Source organism: Ureibacillus aquaedulcis (assembly GCF_030418165.1).
Taxonomy (GTDB): domain Bacteria; phylum Bacillota; class Bacilli; order Bacillales_A; family Planococcaceae; genus Ureibacillus; species Ureibacillus aquaedulcis.
The window spans coordinates 255496-273754 of record NZ_JAUHTQ010000003.1 but is presented as its reverse complement, the minus strand read 5'-3'; the positions used below and the strand labels follow the sequence as shown (position 1 = coordinate 273754).

The following is an 18259-nucleotide window of genomic DNA, read 5'->3' as shown; positions in this document are numbered from 1 at the left end:
GTATAAAAGACTATTGAAAAATAAAGGAGTTTAATTATGCCATTTATTACACAAGTTTATGCTCGCGAAGTATTAGATTCACGCGGAAATCCAACAGTGGAAGTAGAAGTATTTACAGAGTCAGGTGCATTTGGCCGTGCCATCGTACCATCAGGTGCATCAACAGGTGAATATGAAGCAGTGGAATTACGCGATGGAGACAAATCCCGCTATCTGGGTAAAGGTGTTTTACAAGCAGTAGAAAACGTTAATACAATTATTGCGGAAGAATTGGAAGGCAACTATTCGGTTCTGGATCAAGTAGTAATTGACAAGGCTTTAATTGAATTGGATGGTACTGAAAACAAAGGGAAACTAGGGGCGAATGCAATTCTTGGTGTTTCTTTGGCGGTTGCGCATGCAGCAGCAGATTACCTGGATATTCCTTTATACCAATACCTTGGCGGCGTAAATGCAAAACAACTGCCAGTGCCGATGATGAACATCTTAAATGGCGGTGCGCACGCTGATAATAACGTGGACATTCAAGAATTTATGGTGATGCCGGTAGGTGCTGAATCGTTCCGTCATGCATTACGCATCGGTGCTGAAATCTTCCATAGCTTAAAAGCGGTGTTAAAAGACAAAGGTTACAACACGGCTGTAGGGGACGAAGGTGGATTCGCTCCAAACTTGGGTTCAAACGAAGAAGCAATCACAGTTATTTTAGAAGCTATTGAAAAAGCTGGCTACAAAGCTGGTGAAGAAGTGCAGCTGGCTATGGACGTGGCATCTTCAGAACTATTCAATAAAGAAGATGGCAAGTACCACCTAGAAGGTGAAGGTGTCGTGAAAACATCTGAAGAAATGGTTGATTGGTATGAAGAGCTAACTTCAAAATACCCAATCATCTCAATTGAAGATGGTCTGGATGAAAACGACTGGGCTGGCCATAAGCTATTAACAGAACGCATCGGCAAACGTGTTCAACTTGTAGGGGATGACTTATTTGTAACCAACACAAATAAACTATCTCAAGGAATTGAGCAAGGCGTAGGGAACTCCATCCTGATCAAAGTAAACCAAATCGGTACATTAACGGAAACATTTGATGCAATCGAAATGGCAAAACGTGCAGGTTACACGGCTGTAATTTCTCACCGCTCTGGTGAATCAGAAGATGCGACAATCGCGGATATCGCAGTAGCAACAAATGCTGGTCAAATTAAAACAGGTGCACCATCTCGTACAGACCGCGTAGCAAAATACAACCAACTTCTTCGCATCGAAGATCAATTGGCACAAACAAGCCAATACCTTGGGTTAAAATCATTCTATAACTTACGATAAGATAATCTTTTCATGGCCACCTGATTCAAGAGGAATCGGGTGGTTTTTTACATTTTGAGGAGTCCGTAGCAATGGGGGCAAGGGTGCTTATCTAAAAACTAAGAAGTTTCCCTTAAACGTTGTATTCAACCATTCTGTTTTTTTATTCTTTTTTCCCTTAATAAGGCGACGGCACCAAAAATAATCATGATCATTGAAATCAATTCGAGAATAGGAAATAGACTTAGGCCAATTAATCCAGACCAATCATCTTTTGTTAAATATTGAGGGATTCTTATAAATAAATAACCAATAATAGGTGATGAAATAAATCCAAATAAACCCCAAATAAGCATATTCATTTTCCATGTTTTCTTATAGGTTAAAAAGAGAGCCATGATTAAAAAGATAAATAGGACGACTGAAAAAGTGAAGAAAATCTTAACCACACTCCTGTAATTTCATTTAATTCCTTTAATTTGAACTTGTTGAAAAAGCATTATCCATAATCTTCAGTCGTAGCAGAATACCTTCAACTAGCTGTCATGGAACTTTAGATATTTATTGCTTCCAGGGAGCTTCTTAATTTCATTCCAGGCATTAATTGCTTCTTCACGGCTTTTTGATTGATTTGTAGGATCGGCAAAAAAGTAACGAATGAACTGATTGTATTCAAATTGCGGGGCGATGTCTTTCTTGTAGGAGGGGTCTTTTATTCGCTCTGCTTCCTCATACCAAGCATCTACAACATCACGATATGTTTTGCCGACATTGTTTTTAAAATAGTCTTGAATGTAGGTAGAGAAATGAAATTTAGGGATCACTGATTTGAAAAACGCCCTCACATCCTGGCTGCAACGATGGTTCTCCGTAATGATGGTATCGAGACTTAAAGTGACTTGAGGTTCAAGCTTCTTGTTTGCTCTTGTCTTTCTGATTGGTTTTGTACTCTCTCCTGTACGAAGAAATATTTCAATCCGGGCCGAAATATCATTCTTTGAGCCTGATGCGCTCAACCCGTTTTCCCTGCAAAAAGTTTGAAGTTCTTCTTTTAACCAGTAAAAATCGTTAAAATTTTGAATGGTTATCTCTTTCGTTAGCTTTGGCCTCATTCACAACACTTCCTTTAACTATATTATAGAACAAATGTTCCTATGATTCAATATTACAAAAATAAATAATGAAATAAATCCCAGGTAAAGTATAATGGTGTAGTAATCTAAATGAAGAGTTTTCCTATAAACTTCCGGAGGAGGGAATCATCTTGCTGAAAGTGTATGGAATCATGATTTTCACAATGTTCTTATGGGGCATTAATGTGTCCCTTTTAAAATTGATGGTGTTTGATATTCCGCCTCTTGTCATGCAAGGGACACGAATTTTTCTTGCAGGAATCACGTTGTTTCTCATCTTGCTTGTGATGAGAAAGAAAATCGTATATAAAGAAATGCCCTGGAAATTGGCGCTGCTGGCTACTATGTTGGGGGTCATTGCGCATCACTCCTTACTGGCAGCGGGCATCGAACAAACGTCTGCAGTAAAAACTTCACTTATCCTTGGATTAGCGCCGTTGATTACAGCGATAATTGCGGTTGCAACAAGAGCAACTTCGTTAACAAAGCTTAGATTCACCGGGTTCGTGATAGGTTTTTTAGGCATTGTGATTGCAGTGGTAGATGATGTGAACGCCGTGACGGCATTTGTTTTAGGAGACGTCTATGTATTAGGGTCAATCATTGTTCAAGCCTTTAGCTTTTTCATCATTCGCCGCATCACATTAAGTATTCCACCTATTGTGCTGACAGCGTATATGCTGACAATGGGTTCGATGATGATGATTCTGTATAACGTTGTAACAACACCTGCATCGTTTGCTGCCTTCAGAGATTTGGACGGGAAACTATGGGCGGTATTTTTATTCTCGGCAATCTTTGCAACAGCCGTTGGACATAGTCTTTATAACTCGATGATTAAAAGAATCGGGACAGCGGAAACAGCAATTTTTAACAACCTGAGTACGATATTTGCCTTAATCGGTGCAGTAGTCATTTTAAGTGAAGAGATGCATCTTTCCCAAATCTTTGGCTGTCTGTTAATCATCATGGGTGTCTTGATAGGGACGGGTGGAGTAGAAGAATGGCTGAAGAAAAGGAAACAGAAAGTAGAGGACATAGCGTATGGCCAGAATAAAGCATGAAAAAAAGCAATGCCTGAGACCGATCTCAAGCATTGCTTTTACTTTTTACTTAGCGAATTTTAACATTTCATCAGAGATGAAGAATTTGTTATCATTGTATACTGTTACAGTATCAAATTCACGCGTGTTTCCAGCAGAATTACCGTTTTGAATCGTTACTGTATTTCTGTTTTCCGGGATAGTGATTGTGCGGTTATTGTTCGTTGCCACAAACACTGGGTTATTTTCGTCTGTTTTATCAATTGTAGTCGTATAGCCTAATTTTTCGAATTCAGCTTGTGCATCCACGAAGAATTCATTCGATAAATCATCTAGATTGAAGCCCATTGCACTAGCCATTGTATGAGCTAAATCTGTATTATCTACTAAACCTGTTGGGTGAGCAGGACCGTAAGAATATAAGAATACGTCATCTCCTGTATGTCCACCAGTCGTGAAGCCGATATTTGCACGATTAGATAGTAGTTGTACAAGTGTAGTACCTAGGTCTTCGCTTGTTTCTAATGCTTGTGATTCTTCAGCAGTTAAATTTTTCAATCCATAGCTAGCTGCTACTTCTTCTAAATTCGATTTATCTTCTTTAAGTAAACTTAAAGCTCCTTCAACAGTCATTGTTGCTTCTTTTAAAGGATCGATATAAGCAGAAACTGGTGTTGTATCGTAAGTAGAATCTGTATTTACATTACCAAGCGTAATCCCGCCGTTACCGTGGTCTGTTACAGCAATTACTAGCGTTTCTCCATCTTGCTCAGCGAATTCCAACGCTTCCGCTACGGCATCATCAAATGCCAGGAAATCAGTAACCATACCGATTGGATCATTTGCATGTGCAGCCCAGTCGATTTTACTTCCTTCAACCGCTAGGAAGAATCCGTCCTTATCTTGACTTAAAGTATCGATAGCCTTTTCAGTCATTGCAGCTAGAGTTGGTTCCTCAGGTTTTGTTTTTTCGCGATCTAGATCATAGGCTAATGCAGTCGGAGCAAAGCTTCCCCAGATTTTATCGGAATCCGATGCTAGTAATTCGTCGCGAGTCGTTACGTAATCGTAATCTTTTTCTTCAATAACATTTAATAGGTTGTCCCCATCTTTACGTGTTTCGTTTAATGGGTCACTTCCGCCGCCAAGTATTACATCGATATTTTGGTAGACTTGCTGTTCCGCGATATCATCATAGTTTGAACGTTTTGTCACGTGTGAAGAGAACGCAGCAGGAGTGGCGTGCTGGATTTCTGAAGTAGAAATCACACCAGTTGCTCGTCCAGTCTGTTTTGCTCCTTCCAATACGTTTGCAACAGGCTTGAATGCATCTTCTTCAGCGACTTGGTCAACTCCTGGGGTATTTACAAGAGAAGGCAGAACTCCTACGTAGCCACTGTTAGATTTATTTCCTGTCGCTAGCGCTGTTCCAGCTGGTGCAGAGTCCGTAATAGCAGATTCAGCTGAATACGTACGAACACCGCCAGTTAAAATTTTATCTATAGCCAAGCTTTCGCCCTTGTACCAACGAGCAATCGAGCTAACATTATCACTGCTGCCGTCCATCACTAACATGATGACATTTTTTGCACTTTCAGCATTCTTGTCGTTTGCGTTCCCTTTTCCATTACCGTTTCCGTTCCCATTTCCATTCCCTTGAGCATTTACCGCTGCAATACTTAGAGAAGATAAAGCAAGTGTTCCTACTAAAGCTGCTGATAACCACTTTTTTTGTAAACCTGGCATAAATGAATCCTCCTAATAGAATAGTATTTTCGATTCTTATTCTAGGGGATAGTTATTTAGAAAGCGTTTCAAGATTGTAAAACATTGTTAAGTAATGTAAATGACTGTTTTATATTGTAAATTAGGAGGAAATGAAAGAGGTAGGAGATTAATAGAGTGATAAATAAAAAGGACTACCACAACAGTTCGTGTGATAATCCTTCTTCGTTATGCTTTTGCGACTTCCGGAATTTCTGGTTGATTTTTATTCTTTTCTAACCGGGCTGCTCGTGAACTCCAGTAGGTTGCCAGAATTGGACCCGAGATATTGTGCCAGAAGCTGAAGATGGCACTTGGAACGGCGGCTACAGGATCAAAATGTGCCATGGCAAGCTGTGCACCCAGGCCGGAGTTTTGCATACCTACTTCCACGGCAATTGCTTTTTTATCTTCATATTTCATTTTGAATAGTTTTCCTACTAAATAACCTAATAGATAGCCTAAGCCGTTATGCAAGATAACGATGGCGAAAATTGTTAACCCTGTTTCCAAGATACGGTCGCGACTTCCGCTTACTACAGCTGCTACAATCAGGACAATGGCCACAACGGAAACAGTCGGCAAAATTTCTGCACCTTTTGCTACAACCGGCTTGAACAAGAATTGTGCGACAATCCCTAGAATAATAGGAATCAATACTACTTGAACAACTGACATAAACATTGCCGAGAACGATACCGGCAACCATTCGCTTGCCAATAAATAAATTAATGCAGGTGTTACAAATGGAGCCAATAATGTTGTACATGAAGTAATTGTAACAGAAAGGGCTGTATTTCCTTTTGATAAGAATGTGATTACGTTGGAAGATGTTCCTCCAGGGCAACATCCTACCAAAATAACACCAACTGCAACTTCAGGCGCCAGTTGAAAAATCTTGGCCAATGCAAAGGCTAAAGAAGGCATAATAACGAATTGAGAGACAATTCCAATGATAACCCCTTTTGGTTCTTTTAAGATGAGTTTGAAGTCATCTAACTTTAGCGTCATCCCCATGCCGAACATAACGATTCCTAGCAATAAAGTAATATAATTGCCGATCCATGTGAAGTTTTCCGGCATCCATATAGCAAGTCCGGCGGCGACCAAAACCCAGATAGCAAACGTATCACCGGCGAATTTCCCGATTTTTTGTAAAGTATTCATACTGATGTAACCCCTTTTCGATATATTGTTACTCATTCTATGATATTAATTTCGGAATTACAATAAAATTCAGAAAAATTAGTTTAATTTTGAGAAAGAGAGAATAAAACATTATTAACTTAGCAATAGTGTTAACCTAGTTAAATGGGAGGATGGCTTATTTATAGTAGGTTTTATAGATTTTTATTAATTAAATAGAGTTAATCAATTTGGTATGGAGTTCACATGGGCATGATAATAAATAGGAAGGATGAGACTTTTGTCAATCATCTTGTCACCACAATATTGTATTTTCATACTATTTTTGCTATACTGTACCTTGTTGTGAAGTTTCTATTTTCAGGAGGTGGAGTTATGCATACTTTGTTATTAACATTACTAATTATCGTAAGCCTTGCATTGATCGTGATTGTATTATTGCAATCAGGGAAAAGCGCAGGATTATCAGGTGCCATCTCGGGTGGAGCTGAACAACTTTTCGGTAAACAGAAAGCAAGAGGTATGGAGCTAGTCTTACATAGAATAACAATCGTTCTTGCAGTTCTATTCTTTATCTTAACTTTAGCAATCGTAAAAATATAACGAATAGTTTGATTCATAAAGAATGCAACGCCTAACCGAGCATGGTTAGGCGTTTTCATTTAATTTGGAAAGTTACCAGAGTTAGGTAGGTGAGGTGGATTTTGGTTAGGTTTGTGGAGTCGCACGTAAATGGGATGAACTCGCACGTAAAAGGGAAAGTCGCACGAAAAGTGAGGAAACCCGTACGTAAATGGGTCGAACTCGCACGTAAAGTGGACAAACTCGCACGTAAAAGCGAAGGTGCAACTATATCGTTTAAACCCGCAAGTAAACTGGTTAAACTCACAAGTAAAGCGCCAAAATACGTAAGTAAAAACGTAAGTGGCAAGTAATATGCAAAAATTCGCAAGTAACTGGGGTAATAACGCAAGTAAGAGCTTCAAACTCGCAAGTAACTAATCCAAACTCGCCACTAAAACACCCAAATTCACAACCAACTACCCCCAATTTCTACCTATATAAAATTATAAGCCCCCAAACAACAAGCCGTATGTGTTTTGATTTATAATAATAGGAGAAAATACTGTATACATATGAAATTCTTGGAGGGCGTAACAAATGCGTAATACGGAAATCAAACCATTTTTCTTTGAAGCAGGGAAACGTGCGGTCCTACTATTACATGGATTTTCGGGGAGCTCTTCGGATGTGCGGATGCTTGGGCGCTTTTTGGAAAAGCAGGGCTATACTTGCCACGCACCTCACTACAAAGGGCATGGCGTACCACCTGAGCATCTGATCGAAACTTCTCCTGATGATTGGTGGGAAGATGTGAAAAAAGGGTATACAACTTTAAAGGAAGCCGGCTACGATGAAATCGCTGTCGTGGGCTTATCTTTGGGCGGCGTATTTTCATTGAAGCTTAGTTTAATGCAGCCTGTAAAGGGAATCGTTACGATGTGTTCGCCGATGTCCATGAGATCGACCGATACAATGTTTCAGGGCGTCCTGAAGTATGCAAAGGACTATAAGCGTTTTGAAGGAAAATCGGAGCCAACCATCGAACAAGAAGTTGAAGGGATCCGGGAGAAAGGAATGCCTTCATTACCCCAACTGCAACAGCTCATTACGGATGTGCGACAAGAGCTCGATATGGTCTATGCGCCGATTCTCGTCATACAATCTAAAAATGATGAAATTATTGACCCGAATTCTGCTCATACTATTTATGAAGATGTAGAATCCTTAAATAAACAAATCAAATGGTTCGAGCATTCCGGGCATGTTATCACGCTGGATAAAGAAAAACAATTATTGCATGAAACGGTTTATGAATTTTTGCAATCGCTGGATTGGGAAAATGAATAACCAAAAGAGACATACATTTAGTATTGCAAAAAGGAGGGAAAATATATGACACAAAAAAATGAATTGCAACTGCGTATATTGGACTTAATGAAACAAGATGACTACAAGCCGCTTAAGGTGGATGAAATAGAAGATATCCTTGAATTGGAGGACGCAGAGGAATTCAAGGAGCTAATTAAGACACTTGTCCGTATGGAGGATGAAGGGTTTGTTGTACGTTCCCGTGCCAACCGCTATGGACTGCCGGAACGCATGAACCTGCTTCGCGGAAAATTTATCGGCCACGCCAAAGGGTTTGGCTTCGTAACGCCTGAAGAAGAAGGCATGGATGATATCTTCATACCACCTCATGAAATCAACGGTGCATTGAATGGAGACATCGTGCTCATCCGTGTATTAAAAGAGACATCAGGTGATCGACGGGAAGGTACTGTCACAAAGGTTATCGAACGCAGCAAAACGACTTTTGTCGGTACATACCAAGCGAACAGAGGCTTTGGATTTGTTGTAACAGATGATAAGAAATTAAATATGGATATTTTCGTGACGAAGGAAGACTCCCTTGGGGCAGTAGATGGCCACAAAGTTGTTGTGGAAGTGACGAATTGGCCGGACGAAATCAAATCCGCAACAGGGATGATTACGCAAATCCTGGGGCACAAAAATGATCCGGGTGTCGATATCTTATCCATCATTTACAAACATGGCATTCCGCCTGAGTTCCCGCAAGAAGTAGTGGATGCAGCTGGGGAAGTGCCAGATGAAATTACGGAAGCTGACTTGGTAGGTCGCCGTGATTTACGTAATCAAATGATCGTCACAATTGACGGTGCCGATGCGAAAGACTTGGATGACGCCGTAACGGTAACGAAAAATGAAGATGGCACTTACAAATTAGGTGTTCACATTGCCGACGTTAGCTATTACGTAACAGAAGGTTCGATTATCGACGAGGAAGCTTATGACCGTGCGACAAGTGTATATTTAACAGACCGAGTAATTCCGATGATTCCACACCGCTTATCGAATGGGATCTGTTCGTTAAATCCACAGGTGGACCGTTTAACGCTTTCTTGTGAAATGGTAATTGACCAAAACGGGCGAGTAGTGGAGCATGAAATCTTCCAAAGTGTCATTAAAACAGTCGAACGTATGACATATACGGACGTTTATAAAATCCTGGAAGAGGACGATGAAGAGTTAAAAGAGCGCTATGAAAAGCTTGTGCCGATGTTCAAGGATATGGCGGACTTGGCGGAAATCCTAAGAAATAAACGTATGGAGCGCGGTGCGATTGACTTTGACTTTAAAGAATCCAAAGTGTTGGTGGATGAAGAAGGCTGGCCACAGGATATCGTCCTTCGTGAACGTACGGTTTCCGAGCGTTTAATCGAGGAGTTCATGCTGGCAGCCAACGAAACCGTGGCAGAGCATTTCCACTGGATGAACGTGCCATTCATTTACCGTATCCACGAAGACCCAAAACCAGAGAAACTGCAACGCTTCTTTGAATTTGTGACAAACTTCGGGTTAGTGGTAAAAGGTTCAGGAAACTCAGTGCATCCAAAAGCATTGCAGGAAATCATTAAAGCCATCGAGGGAATGCCGGAAGAACCAGTCATCTCGACAATGCTGCTTCGTTCGATGCAACAAGCGAAGTACTATCCTGAATCCATCGGTCACTTTGGATTATCAACGGACTACTATACGCACTTTACATCACCAATCCGTCGTTACCCGGACTTAATCGTTCACCGATTGATCCGTACGTATTTAATTGAAGGCGATGTGTCGAAAGAAACAACTTTCAAATGGGCACAGCGAATGGATGAAATTGCAGACCATACATCTGATCGTGAACGTCGTGCAGTCGATGCTGAGCGTGATACAGATGCGCTGAAAAAAGCGCAGTATATGTCCGATAAAATCGGCGAAGAATTCGAAGGAATGGTTTCTTCCGTTACAAACTTCGGGATGTTCGTGGAGCTGCCGAATACCATTGAAGGACTTGTCCACATCAGTAATATGACCGACGATTACTATCGTTTTGACGACCGTCAAATGATCATGGTCGGGGAACACACGGGCCGCATTTTCCGTATTGGTGATGAGGTGAAGGTTCGCGTCGCAAATGTTACAATAGAAGAGTCCTCCGTTGACTTTGAAGTGGTCGATATGGTGAAATCATATGGTGGCCGAACACGCAAAAGCGCACCAAAAGTCATTCATGCCGGTTCAGGCAGAAGAGCTGAAGGTGAAGGCAGAGAAGGTCGTGGTGGACGCCGCGTAAAAGAAGGCGAAAGAGATGAAAAAGGCAGAGGCGGACGCCGTGGAGAATCAAAAGGCCCAGGTGGTAGATCTGGCGGCGGCTCTGGTTCAGGGGGTTCAGGCTCTGGCGGACGCAAAGTAAAACAAAAGCAAAAGTTTTACGAAGGTGTCGCAAAGAAAAACAAAAAGAAAAAATCGAAAAAACGATAAGGTGAATACGCCCAAGTGTGAGCAAGGTCTTGCACTTGGGGTGTTCTATTGAATGATAGGAAAATATGAAACTTCCTATCGTAATAAAAGTTGTCTAGCTACACCGCCCAGCCCCTCGAGCGCTTCAGGTCCTCCGACGAAAGCAAAAAGAGCTTTCGCTTCGGGAATTCCGCCGCACATGGATGTGCAAGTGCCGACAATGCACACGATGTGCGTTTTTGTCGGCCAGCGCTTGGGCTAAGCAGGGCGGTTTCGCTTTTAGAAATTGTGAGGTGTCGCTCGTGGCAAAAGGAACTGGAAAAGTATTAGCACAAAACAAAAAAGCAAACCATGATTACTTCATTGAAGAAACAATTGAGGCAGGAATGGTCTTGCAAGGAACAGAAATCAAATCAATCCGAGCAGGGAAGATTCAACTAAAGGACTCCTTCGTTCAAATCCGTAACAACCAAGCCTGGATTTCCAATATGCACATTAGCCCATATGACCAAGGGAACCGTTTCAACCACGATCCATTACGTGTAAGAAAATTGCTGCTACATAAAAAGCAAATCAGTGAACTACTCGGTCGTACGAAACAAGAAGGCTACACAATCGTGCCTCTAAAAATGTACATCAAAGATGGGTATGCTAAACTTCTAATCGGCGTAGGTAAAGGTAAGAAAAACTACGACAAACGTGATGATCTGAAGAAGAAGGAAGCCAAAAGGGAAATGGAACGTGCTTTCAAAGCGAAAAATCAGTATTAATCTACTGAGTTGAAGTTTATCCGGTAAATTTACGGGTAAAAGATAGAAGATTCACTTTTGGTACATTTCGGATAGAGAGGTAGAATCAGATGTGTTGCCGATTGTCCAAATTTGTACTATACTAAGAATACAGATTGCCAGTAGCTAAAGGCTAAAGCTTCACCGCCTTTTATGCCGTATGTGTGAAAACACATCTCTCTTATATAGGGGGACGTTACGGATTCGACAGGGATGGTTCAAGCTTGAGCTGCGCGTCGGAGGTCTCGGCTCCGTCATCAACGGAAGTTATATAATAACTGGCAAACAACAAAATTTAGCTTTCGCAGCGTAAGCTCGTAAGCGCTCTGCCTATCCATCGCCCATGTGGATAACGTAGGGCCCAACTTTAGTGGGATACGGTCGGTGGTGCGGCTTGAGTCACCGGCAAGAGATTTCCAAGCTAGCATGCAGGACGCCTGTTTGTCGGCATAATGCCACGCGAATCGTAAATAGGCAGACTACACGCGTAGACGCTTAAGTATTGGAGTTTCTGGACGCGGGTTCGACTCCCGCCGTCTCCATAATTTAATTTCATTGAGTTTCAATGAACGTCAAAATCCTTGATTTATAGGGGTTTTGGCGTTTTTGCATTTTCATTTAGTTTCAATGAATTTCAAATAAACCTAGTCATTTTCCTAGTCAAAAATAGTTTATTCCGTGAGGTATTTTTCAAATTTATCAATCGTTTCTGCTTTCGCTTTTTTAGTAACGTGAGTATAAACCTCAAGAGTGGTTTTAACATCCTTGTGTCCTAAACGATATTGCACTTCCTTAATCGTAGCTCCTGCTTCAAAAAGTAACGAACAATGAGTATGGCGCAATCCATGTGTTGTAATTGCTTCAAGTTTATACTTTTCTAATACGTGTTTTAACCAGCGATACGTTTTATTTGGTTCGTGAAGGGCGTTTTTTGTACTTGGGAATACAAGTTGATTCTTTTGCATTGTATTAAGTCCAAGTTGGAGATGCTTTTTGGCTTGTTGTTTTTTCCAATCCTTTAAAAGCTGCATCGTTGTATTATCCAATTTAATTGTGCGCGGAAGCCCATTTTTTGTTGGACCTAAATAAAGCCCCTGTTTTCCACGTGCTACGGCTTTAGTAATACGAATTTCGTTATTAACAAAATTAATATCCTTCCACATTAAAGCAAATGCTTCACTTTTACGCATTCCAGAAAAAGAGAGTAGGTGAAAAAATGCATATCTTTTTAAATTTCCTTCTTGCTCAAATGAATTTAGCAGTTCAACCAATTGCTCGCGTGTATAGAAATTCCCATCATCTTCTTCATCTTCCTCTAAGGACACTTGCTTCTTTACAATTGGTATTTCTACTAGATCAAAAGGGTTTATTTGTATATAACCGCGCTTCATCGCAAACTTTAATACTTTCGCTGCGTATGCCTTCACCATGTTAAAACGTTTTAACTCTTTAGCCCATTGATTCACGTGTTTCTGGCAAGTCTCCACATCAATCTTATCAATCTTATAGTTCCCCATCGTAGGTAGAATATGATTGTTAAAGATGCGTGTCGTCTTTAAAAAAGTACTATCTTGCACAGTATTCTCGTAATCATTTACCCATATATCATATAAGTCCTGATATGTTTCAATAGCTCTCTTTTTAAACGTACCATTCTTAATCTCAACCTTTAAAGCTACCAAAGCGTCTTTAGCTTCCTTTTTCGTTTTAAAGCCACGACGAGTCGTACTTTGCTCTTTACCAGTTAAAGGATCAACGCCGATATATATCTGAAACATATAACGGGTTTCATTATTCTTTAGTTTATAACTTTTAATAGATGTTTGTTTGCTCATTATTTTCCTCCTAATACTTACGGAGACAAGATTAAGAGGGTGTAGTTTGAATACTACTGTTTTATTTTATCTTGAATTTAGTTTATGTACAAATTACAATTCTAAAAATATAAAAACACCTTAACATTGATTTTTAGATTTTGTTCCTATCCATTCAATGAAGGTGTTTATTTATATATCTAAGGTTGATTTTAGTGTTTTTTGCTATCCAAGAAATCTTTAAATGTTTGTACAGTATTAATTTTACTTTTCTGACTAAGGTGTGTATAAATATTTAAAGTCGTTTTGATATCTTTGTGACCTAAACGGATTTGTACTTCTTTAACACTTACTCCGGCTTCAAATAATAGTGAACAGTGTGTATGGCGAAGGCCATGTGTATTTAAATAACGTAAATTATTTTTCTCGCAAATACCTTTCATCCACTCAAAAGTTTTTGAGGGTTGAATAAATTTATTATCATTATTACTAAATACAAGTTGTTTCTTTCGAGATATTTCAAAACCGAGTATTTTATATTGTTCAGATTGGATTTGTTTCCAATTCTTTAACATATTCATCGTCTCTTCATCCATAACTATACATCTTTTAATACCATTTTTAGTTTTTTTAATATAAAGTGGTCTTTCTTCACCTTTAGTTAGTGCCTTTGTTATTTTTATTTCATTCGTTTTAAAATTAATATCTCCCCAAGTGAGAGCAAAGGCTTCACCTTTACGCATCCCTGAAAATACGAGTAATCGATAAAATGTCTTGATTTTTATATCTGTTTCATTTTCTATTGCATCTAGAAAGTTAATCAACTCTTCATAATTATAAAAATCAATATCTTCTATTGAATCTTCTGATTCTAATTCTTCTTCTAAATCATATTTTTCAATTTGACGAGAAACTTTAAGACCATTAAAAGGATTATCCTTTACATAATCATTAGAAATTGCAAAATCAAATACTCTCGAAACATATGATCGAATGACACGAGCATGTTTCACAGAATCAGACCACTCTTTGATGAGAGTCTTACACAATGTACGATTAATTTTCTTAATATCTCTATCTCCGATTTTAGGTATAACATGAATCTTGAAAATAGTTTTAGTTTTTTTTAACGTACTCTCTTCTACACTATTTTTATACTCTTCATCAAGCCATAGATTGTATACTTCATTAAACTTTTTATGAGCTGGCTGGAGATAATCGCCATTTGCTGCAGCTAACTTCAATTTCATTAAAGCCAGTTCAGCTTCTTTTTTACTTTTGAAACCACGTCTAGTAGTACTCCTTTCTTCTCCATCAATAGGATTTTTCCCCAGATAAACTTTAAACATAAAATGTTTTTTACCCTTTTTCATATATTCCGTAATTTTAGTCATTATGTCCTCCAAATTTTAAAAACTATTTTCATTCAAAAAATTATCAATCTCATTTTTGGAAATTCTCTTAACCCCATTGATTTCGGCAATTTTGAGACCATGTAGACGAAGTTTCATCAATGTATTATAAGAAACCCCAATGTATTCAGAAGCTTCTTGTAATGACAACCACTGCTTCGTGGATGACTTACTTTTAAGATCGTCGAAAAGATTATTTAATAGACTTTGTAACATTATTTTTAAATCTTGTTCTTGCATTTTTAACTTCCTCCAGCATTATTGTTATTTTTAAATTACGACGACAAAAAACCCCTAACGAATAAACCTATATCAAGTGATATAGATTAATATCCATTAGGGGTTTTCCCTTGTTGTCTGTATTTAAGTTATATTCATAATAATTTAAAAATAATAATAATGCAATAGAAAATATTGAAAAATTAATATTCCTTTATTTATACAAGGTAATTTTACATGGAGCAAGTGTTCTTTTAATCTCAAAACCAATTGTTGAAAAGCAACAATACGAATGTGATATCTGAATCTATCTTTAATATGATCTGTTAAATGTTTGTTTGCCTACTAAGAAAATTTTCACATATTTGAGTAAGGAAATCATGTAATAAGTAAGCCAGGACTAAGCAGTAGGTAATGAAAACTTGTTATATGTGTAAAAGAATTCTTGTTAACTAATTAACTTTTTGCTCAGTTAAATATGTATTTGTATGTCAATAATGTAATACGAAACCGTAACATCTGAAGAAGGGAAGTTACGGTTTCGTATTACATTATAAACCTTGTAGAATTGCATACTGTTTTAGAAAATCATAGAAGTGACAAATATTCAAATCACGTAATTCAGTAACTAATAATGACTTAAACTTCATCTTTATTATATTCTAGTATTTCATCGCAGTTAATAACATCTTTTAACTTTAAGTTTATGGGGTGCCAAACTCCATAAATATAATTGCATCATTAGACAGATATAATTCTTTTTTTTTCGATTTCTTTTTGGTCTTCAAGAAAATTGGAATACCTACCTCAGCTTCATTTTCAAAAATTTCAGTAATATGAGCTAATGTGTAATCACTTGTAAAATCAAGTCCGCGTATAGACCATTGCCTTTCCAATGAATTTTAAATTCAATATCTTCGGCCACATTATAGTAATCATCGTCTTCATTATGCATTTCTTTAGTTTTCCATTTGTTGATTAAAAACTTTACTGCTCAAATATTTAAAATTAGAAGGGAAAGAGAAAAGTTTAAGTTGAGGGTGTTAATATCACTTATTCACCTGTTTACATTCTAAAAAAGTTTTAAATATGACCAACGTTTACTAAAGTATTTTATGTTTTTGAAAAAGGAATTCGTAATACCTTTACAGGTATTACGAAGTATGATATAACTAGTCTATTGAAATAAAAGGTAATAAATTAATATTCATGTTTTAAAGTAATAAGGAATAATTATGCAGTATTGAAAAAGGAATTTTAAATACCTTTTTAAAATTTCGTAATGGAAGGGGTGTTGGCTCAATGAAAAGTGTAGAGTTAAGAGCAAGCAAAGCAAGTATGGAAATCGGTGATCGATTAAGAAGTGAAATACAGTATTCTCAATTTCATGAAGTTGCAACCAGAATATTCATGGCAAAATTCTTATTAGTAAATAAAAAACACTCAATAAATATACCTGCCGATATAACTTGGGAGACAATTAGTTCATCCCATTATAATATAGGTAATCAAATCGATAAATTATTAGATGAAATTATTTATCTGAATAAACCTCATCTTGAATTATTAAATTTATACTCTTTATCAAATATTGAAGACAATTTACTGTACGATTGCTTATTGATTATGGACCATAGTTCCCTCACAACAGAGGAATTTCAAGACTTTAATCTAACAGGTCAATACTTTATACATCTAGTGGAAAGTTTTATGAGACGAGATAAAAAAGTACTAGCCCCATTAATCACACCGAAAGAATTAAATAAGCTAATGATAAAAATATTAAAGCCTTCTAGTGGTAAAATTTATGACGGAGCGGCAGGAATAGGCGGCTCATTAATTGAAGCTTATCAATTGAATAATAGAGTTTCAATGTTTGGGCAAGAGATATCTGAATCAAATGTTGCGTTAGCTTATATGAATGCAATAGTAAATGGAATTGAATTATCACTATATCAAATTGCAAAAGGTGACACGCTGTTTTCCCCTATGTTTATCGAAAATGGAAGTAACTTAATGGAATTTGATTACATTGTGATGAATCAACCTTTTGGCTTGAAGTTAAACGATCGAAATCTTATGGATTACGACCCATATGGACGTTTTAATGGGAGGATGGGTAAAACTGGTAAAATGCATGGTGATTTAGCATTTCTTCAACATACGGTTGCATCATTAAATGAACATGGAAAGGCTGCATTAATTATACCTACTGGAGTACTATCTAGAAGTTCTTACGCCGAAAAGGCATTTAGAGAGTATATAGTTGAAAATGATATTATTGAGGCGGTTGTACTGTTACCTAACAAAATTCTACCTGCAGTTGCGGTTCAAACTGTTTTACTAATATTAAATAAAAACAAAGACCAAAATAGAAAGAATAAGGTTTTATTTACAAATGCGGAAGAACAATATGTGATTGGTAGTAGAACCCAATATTACTTAAAACAGGATAATATTGATGCAATTGTTTCAACTTACGAGCAATTCTCCACAAGTACAAAGGACACAAAAATTGCGAATCTCCAAGAAATAAGAGAGAGCCAATATAATCTAAACCCAAATCATTATTTTACAAGTCAAACTGTGGAATCTGAATTTGGAGAGATTGTTATAAATAAAGCTTTATATGACAAGAGAGTAGATAATAAAAAATCTTTAAAGGAAATAGCAAAATTGTCACGTGGAGTAAATTTACCTTCAAAGAATTCGATTAAAGAGAACAAAAAAGGATATAAGGTTATTCAATTAAAGGATGTTGAGAACGGTAAAATTAGCTTAGAAAGTATTGAAGTGATTTCAGTTCAAAATGCTGAACGTTATAAGGTACAAAGTGGTGACATAATTATTGCTAGCCGTGGAACCGCATTTAAAGTGGCTATTGTTCCTGAGCATAACGAGCCTCTTGTTCTATCTAATATGTTTATAAGAATAAGAATAACTAACCCGTCCTATATACCTGAGTATATTAAGGCTTTTTTAGAAAGTCCAGTAGGTATGGCTCTTATTGAAGGAGTGCAAAAAGGAGGGACAGTTAAAGCTTTAACCACGAAGGATATTGAAGATATTGAGTTTCCTAATCTTGACCTGAAAGAACAAGAGGAAACAGTCCGAACGGTTCAGGAAGCTGAAGAAAAATATAATATTTTACTGCAACAAGCACAGGAAGTATTAAAGATAGGTAAATTAAGTGCATACTCTAAAATGGGAATAAGTGATGTAATGGAAAGATTGAAATAAAAAACATCTAAGTCTCTTATGTGT

Annotated in this window: 14 protein-coding genes and 1 other RNA gene; 9 read left to right on the top strand and 6 right to left on the bottom strand. The window is 37.7% G+C overall.

What is annotated here, in order from left to right; translation table 11 throughout:
* Window positions 1–36 precede the first annotated feature (36 nt).
* The gene (eno, locus tag QYB95_RS06110) at window positions 37–1329 is read left to right on the top strand and encodes a phosphopyruvate hydratase (RefSeq protein WP_301137402.1); all 1293 of its coding nucleotides are present in this window, start codon (window positions 37–39) and stop codon (window positions 1327–1329) included.
* A 515-nt stretch (window positions 1330–1844) separates the two neighbouring features.
* Here the strand turns inward: eno and QYB95_RS06105 are convergent.
* Window positions 1845–2420 (bottom strand): DUF6434 domain-containing protein, encoded by a 576-nt coding sequence (locus tag QYB95_RS06105; protein ID WP_301137401.1) that lies wholly within the window; start codon window positions 2418–2420, stop codon window positions 1845–1847.
* A gap of 161 nt (window positions 2421–2581) precedes the next feature.
* Here QYB95_RS06105 and QYB95_RS06100 point away from each other — a divergent pair, with 161 nt between their 5' ends.
* Window positions 2582–3505, top strand: a complete 924-nt coding sequence (locus tag QYB95_RS06100; protein WP_301137538.1) for a DMT family transporter — start codon at window positions 2582–2584, stop codon at window positions 3503–3505.
* 45 nt (window positions 3506–3550) lie between these two features.
* On the opposite strand, the gene QYB95_RS06095 is transcribed toward QYB95_RS06100, so the two are convergent.
* Both QYB95_RS06095 and QYB95_RS06090 read right to left on the bottom strand, forming a co-directional pair.
* Entirely contained in the window at window positions 3551–5230 is a 1680-nt protein-coding gene (locus tag QYB95_RS06095; RefSeq protein ID WP_301137400.1) for an alkaline phosphatase, read from the bottom strand.
* A 207-nt stretch (window positions 5231–5437) separates the two neighbouring features.
* Complete coding sequence (locus QYB95_RS06090; protein WP_301137399.1) at window positions 5438–6415, bottom strand: bile acid:sodium symporter family protein; 978 nt, start codon at window positions 6413–6415, stop codon at window positions 5438–5440.
* Window positions 6416–6769: 354 nt separating this feature from the next.
* Here QYB95_RS06090 and secG point away from each other — a divergent pair, with 354 nt between their 5' ends.
* From secG to ssrA, 6 genes are all read left to right on the top strand, one after another.
* On the top strand, window positions 6770–6997 hold the full coding sequence (secG, locus tag QYB95_RS06085) for a preprotein translocase subunit SecG (RefSeq protein ID WP_301137398.1): 228 nt from the start codon (window positions 6770–6772) through the stop codon (window positions 6995–6997).
* Between the two features lie 101 nt (window positions 6998–7098).
* Entirely contained in the window at window positions 7099–7329 is a 231-nt protein-coding gene (locus QYB95_RS06080; RefSeq protein WP_301137397.1) for a hypothetical protein, read from the top strand.
* A 226-nt stretch (window positions 7330–7555) separates the two neighbouring features.
* Window positions 7556–8305 carry an alpha/beta hydrolase gene (locus QYB95_RS06075; RefSeq protein ID WP_301137396.1) on the top strand — a complete coding sequence of 250 codons (750 nt, stop codon included), beginning with the start codon at window positions 7556–7558 and terminating at the stop codon, window positions 8303–8305.
* A gap of 45 nt (window positions 8306–8350) precedes the next feature.
* Complete coding sequence (rnr, locus tag QYB95_RS06070) at window positions 8351–10783, top strand: ribonuclease R (protein WP_301137395.1); 2433 nt, start codon at window positions 8351–8353, stop codon at window positions 10781–10783.
* A gap of 281 nt (window positions 10784–11064) precedes the next feature.
* On the top strand, window positions 11065–11532 hold the full coding sequence (gene smpB, locus QYB95_RS06065) for an SsrA-binding protein SmpB (protein WP_137729761.1): 468 nt from the start codon (window positions 11065–11067) through the stop codon (window positions 11530–11532).
* Between the two features lie 207 nt (window positions 11533–11739).
* Window positions 11740–12095, top strand: a transfer-messenger RNA (tmRNA) gene (ssrA, locus tag QYB95_RS06060).
* Between the two features lie 126 nt (window positions 12096–12221).
* Here the strand turns inward: ssrA and QYB95_RS06055 are convergent.
* The 3 genes from QYB95_RS06055 to QYB95_RS06045 form a co-directional block, all read right to left on the bottom strand.
* Complete coding sequence (locus QYB95_RS06055) at window positions 12222–13385, bottom strand: site-specific integrase (RefSeq protein ID WP_301137394.1); 1164 nt, start codon at window positions 13383–13385, stop codon at window positions 12222–12224.
* 191 nt (window positions 13386–13576) lie between these two features.
* The gene (locus QYB95_RS06050; protein ID WP_301137393.1) at window positions 13577–14758 is read right to left on the bottom strand and encodes a tyrosine-type recombinase/integrase; all 1182 of its coding nucleotides are present in this window, start codon (window positions 14756–14758) and stop codon (window positions 13577–13579) included.
* A 15-nt stretch (window positions 14759–14773) separates the two neighbouring features.
* Window positions 14774–15016: a helix-turn-helix domain-containing protein gene (locus tag QYB95_RS06045; protein WP_301137392.1), complete on the bottom strand. Its 243-nt coding sequence runs from the start codon at window positions 15014–15016 to the stop codon at window positions 14774–14776.
* Between the two features lie 1281 nt (window positions 15017–16297).
* Between QYB95_RS06045 and QYB95_RS06040 the strand changes: the two genes are divergently transcribed.
* Entirely contained in the window at window positions 16298–18235 is a 1938-nt protein-coding gene (locus QYB95_RS06040) for an N-6 DNA methylase (RefSeq protein WP_301137391.1), read from the top strand.
* The last annotated feature ends 24 nt before the right edge of the window (window positions 18236–18259 follow it).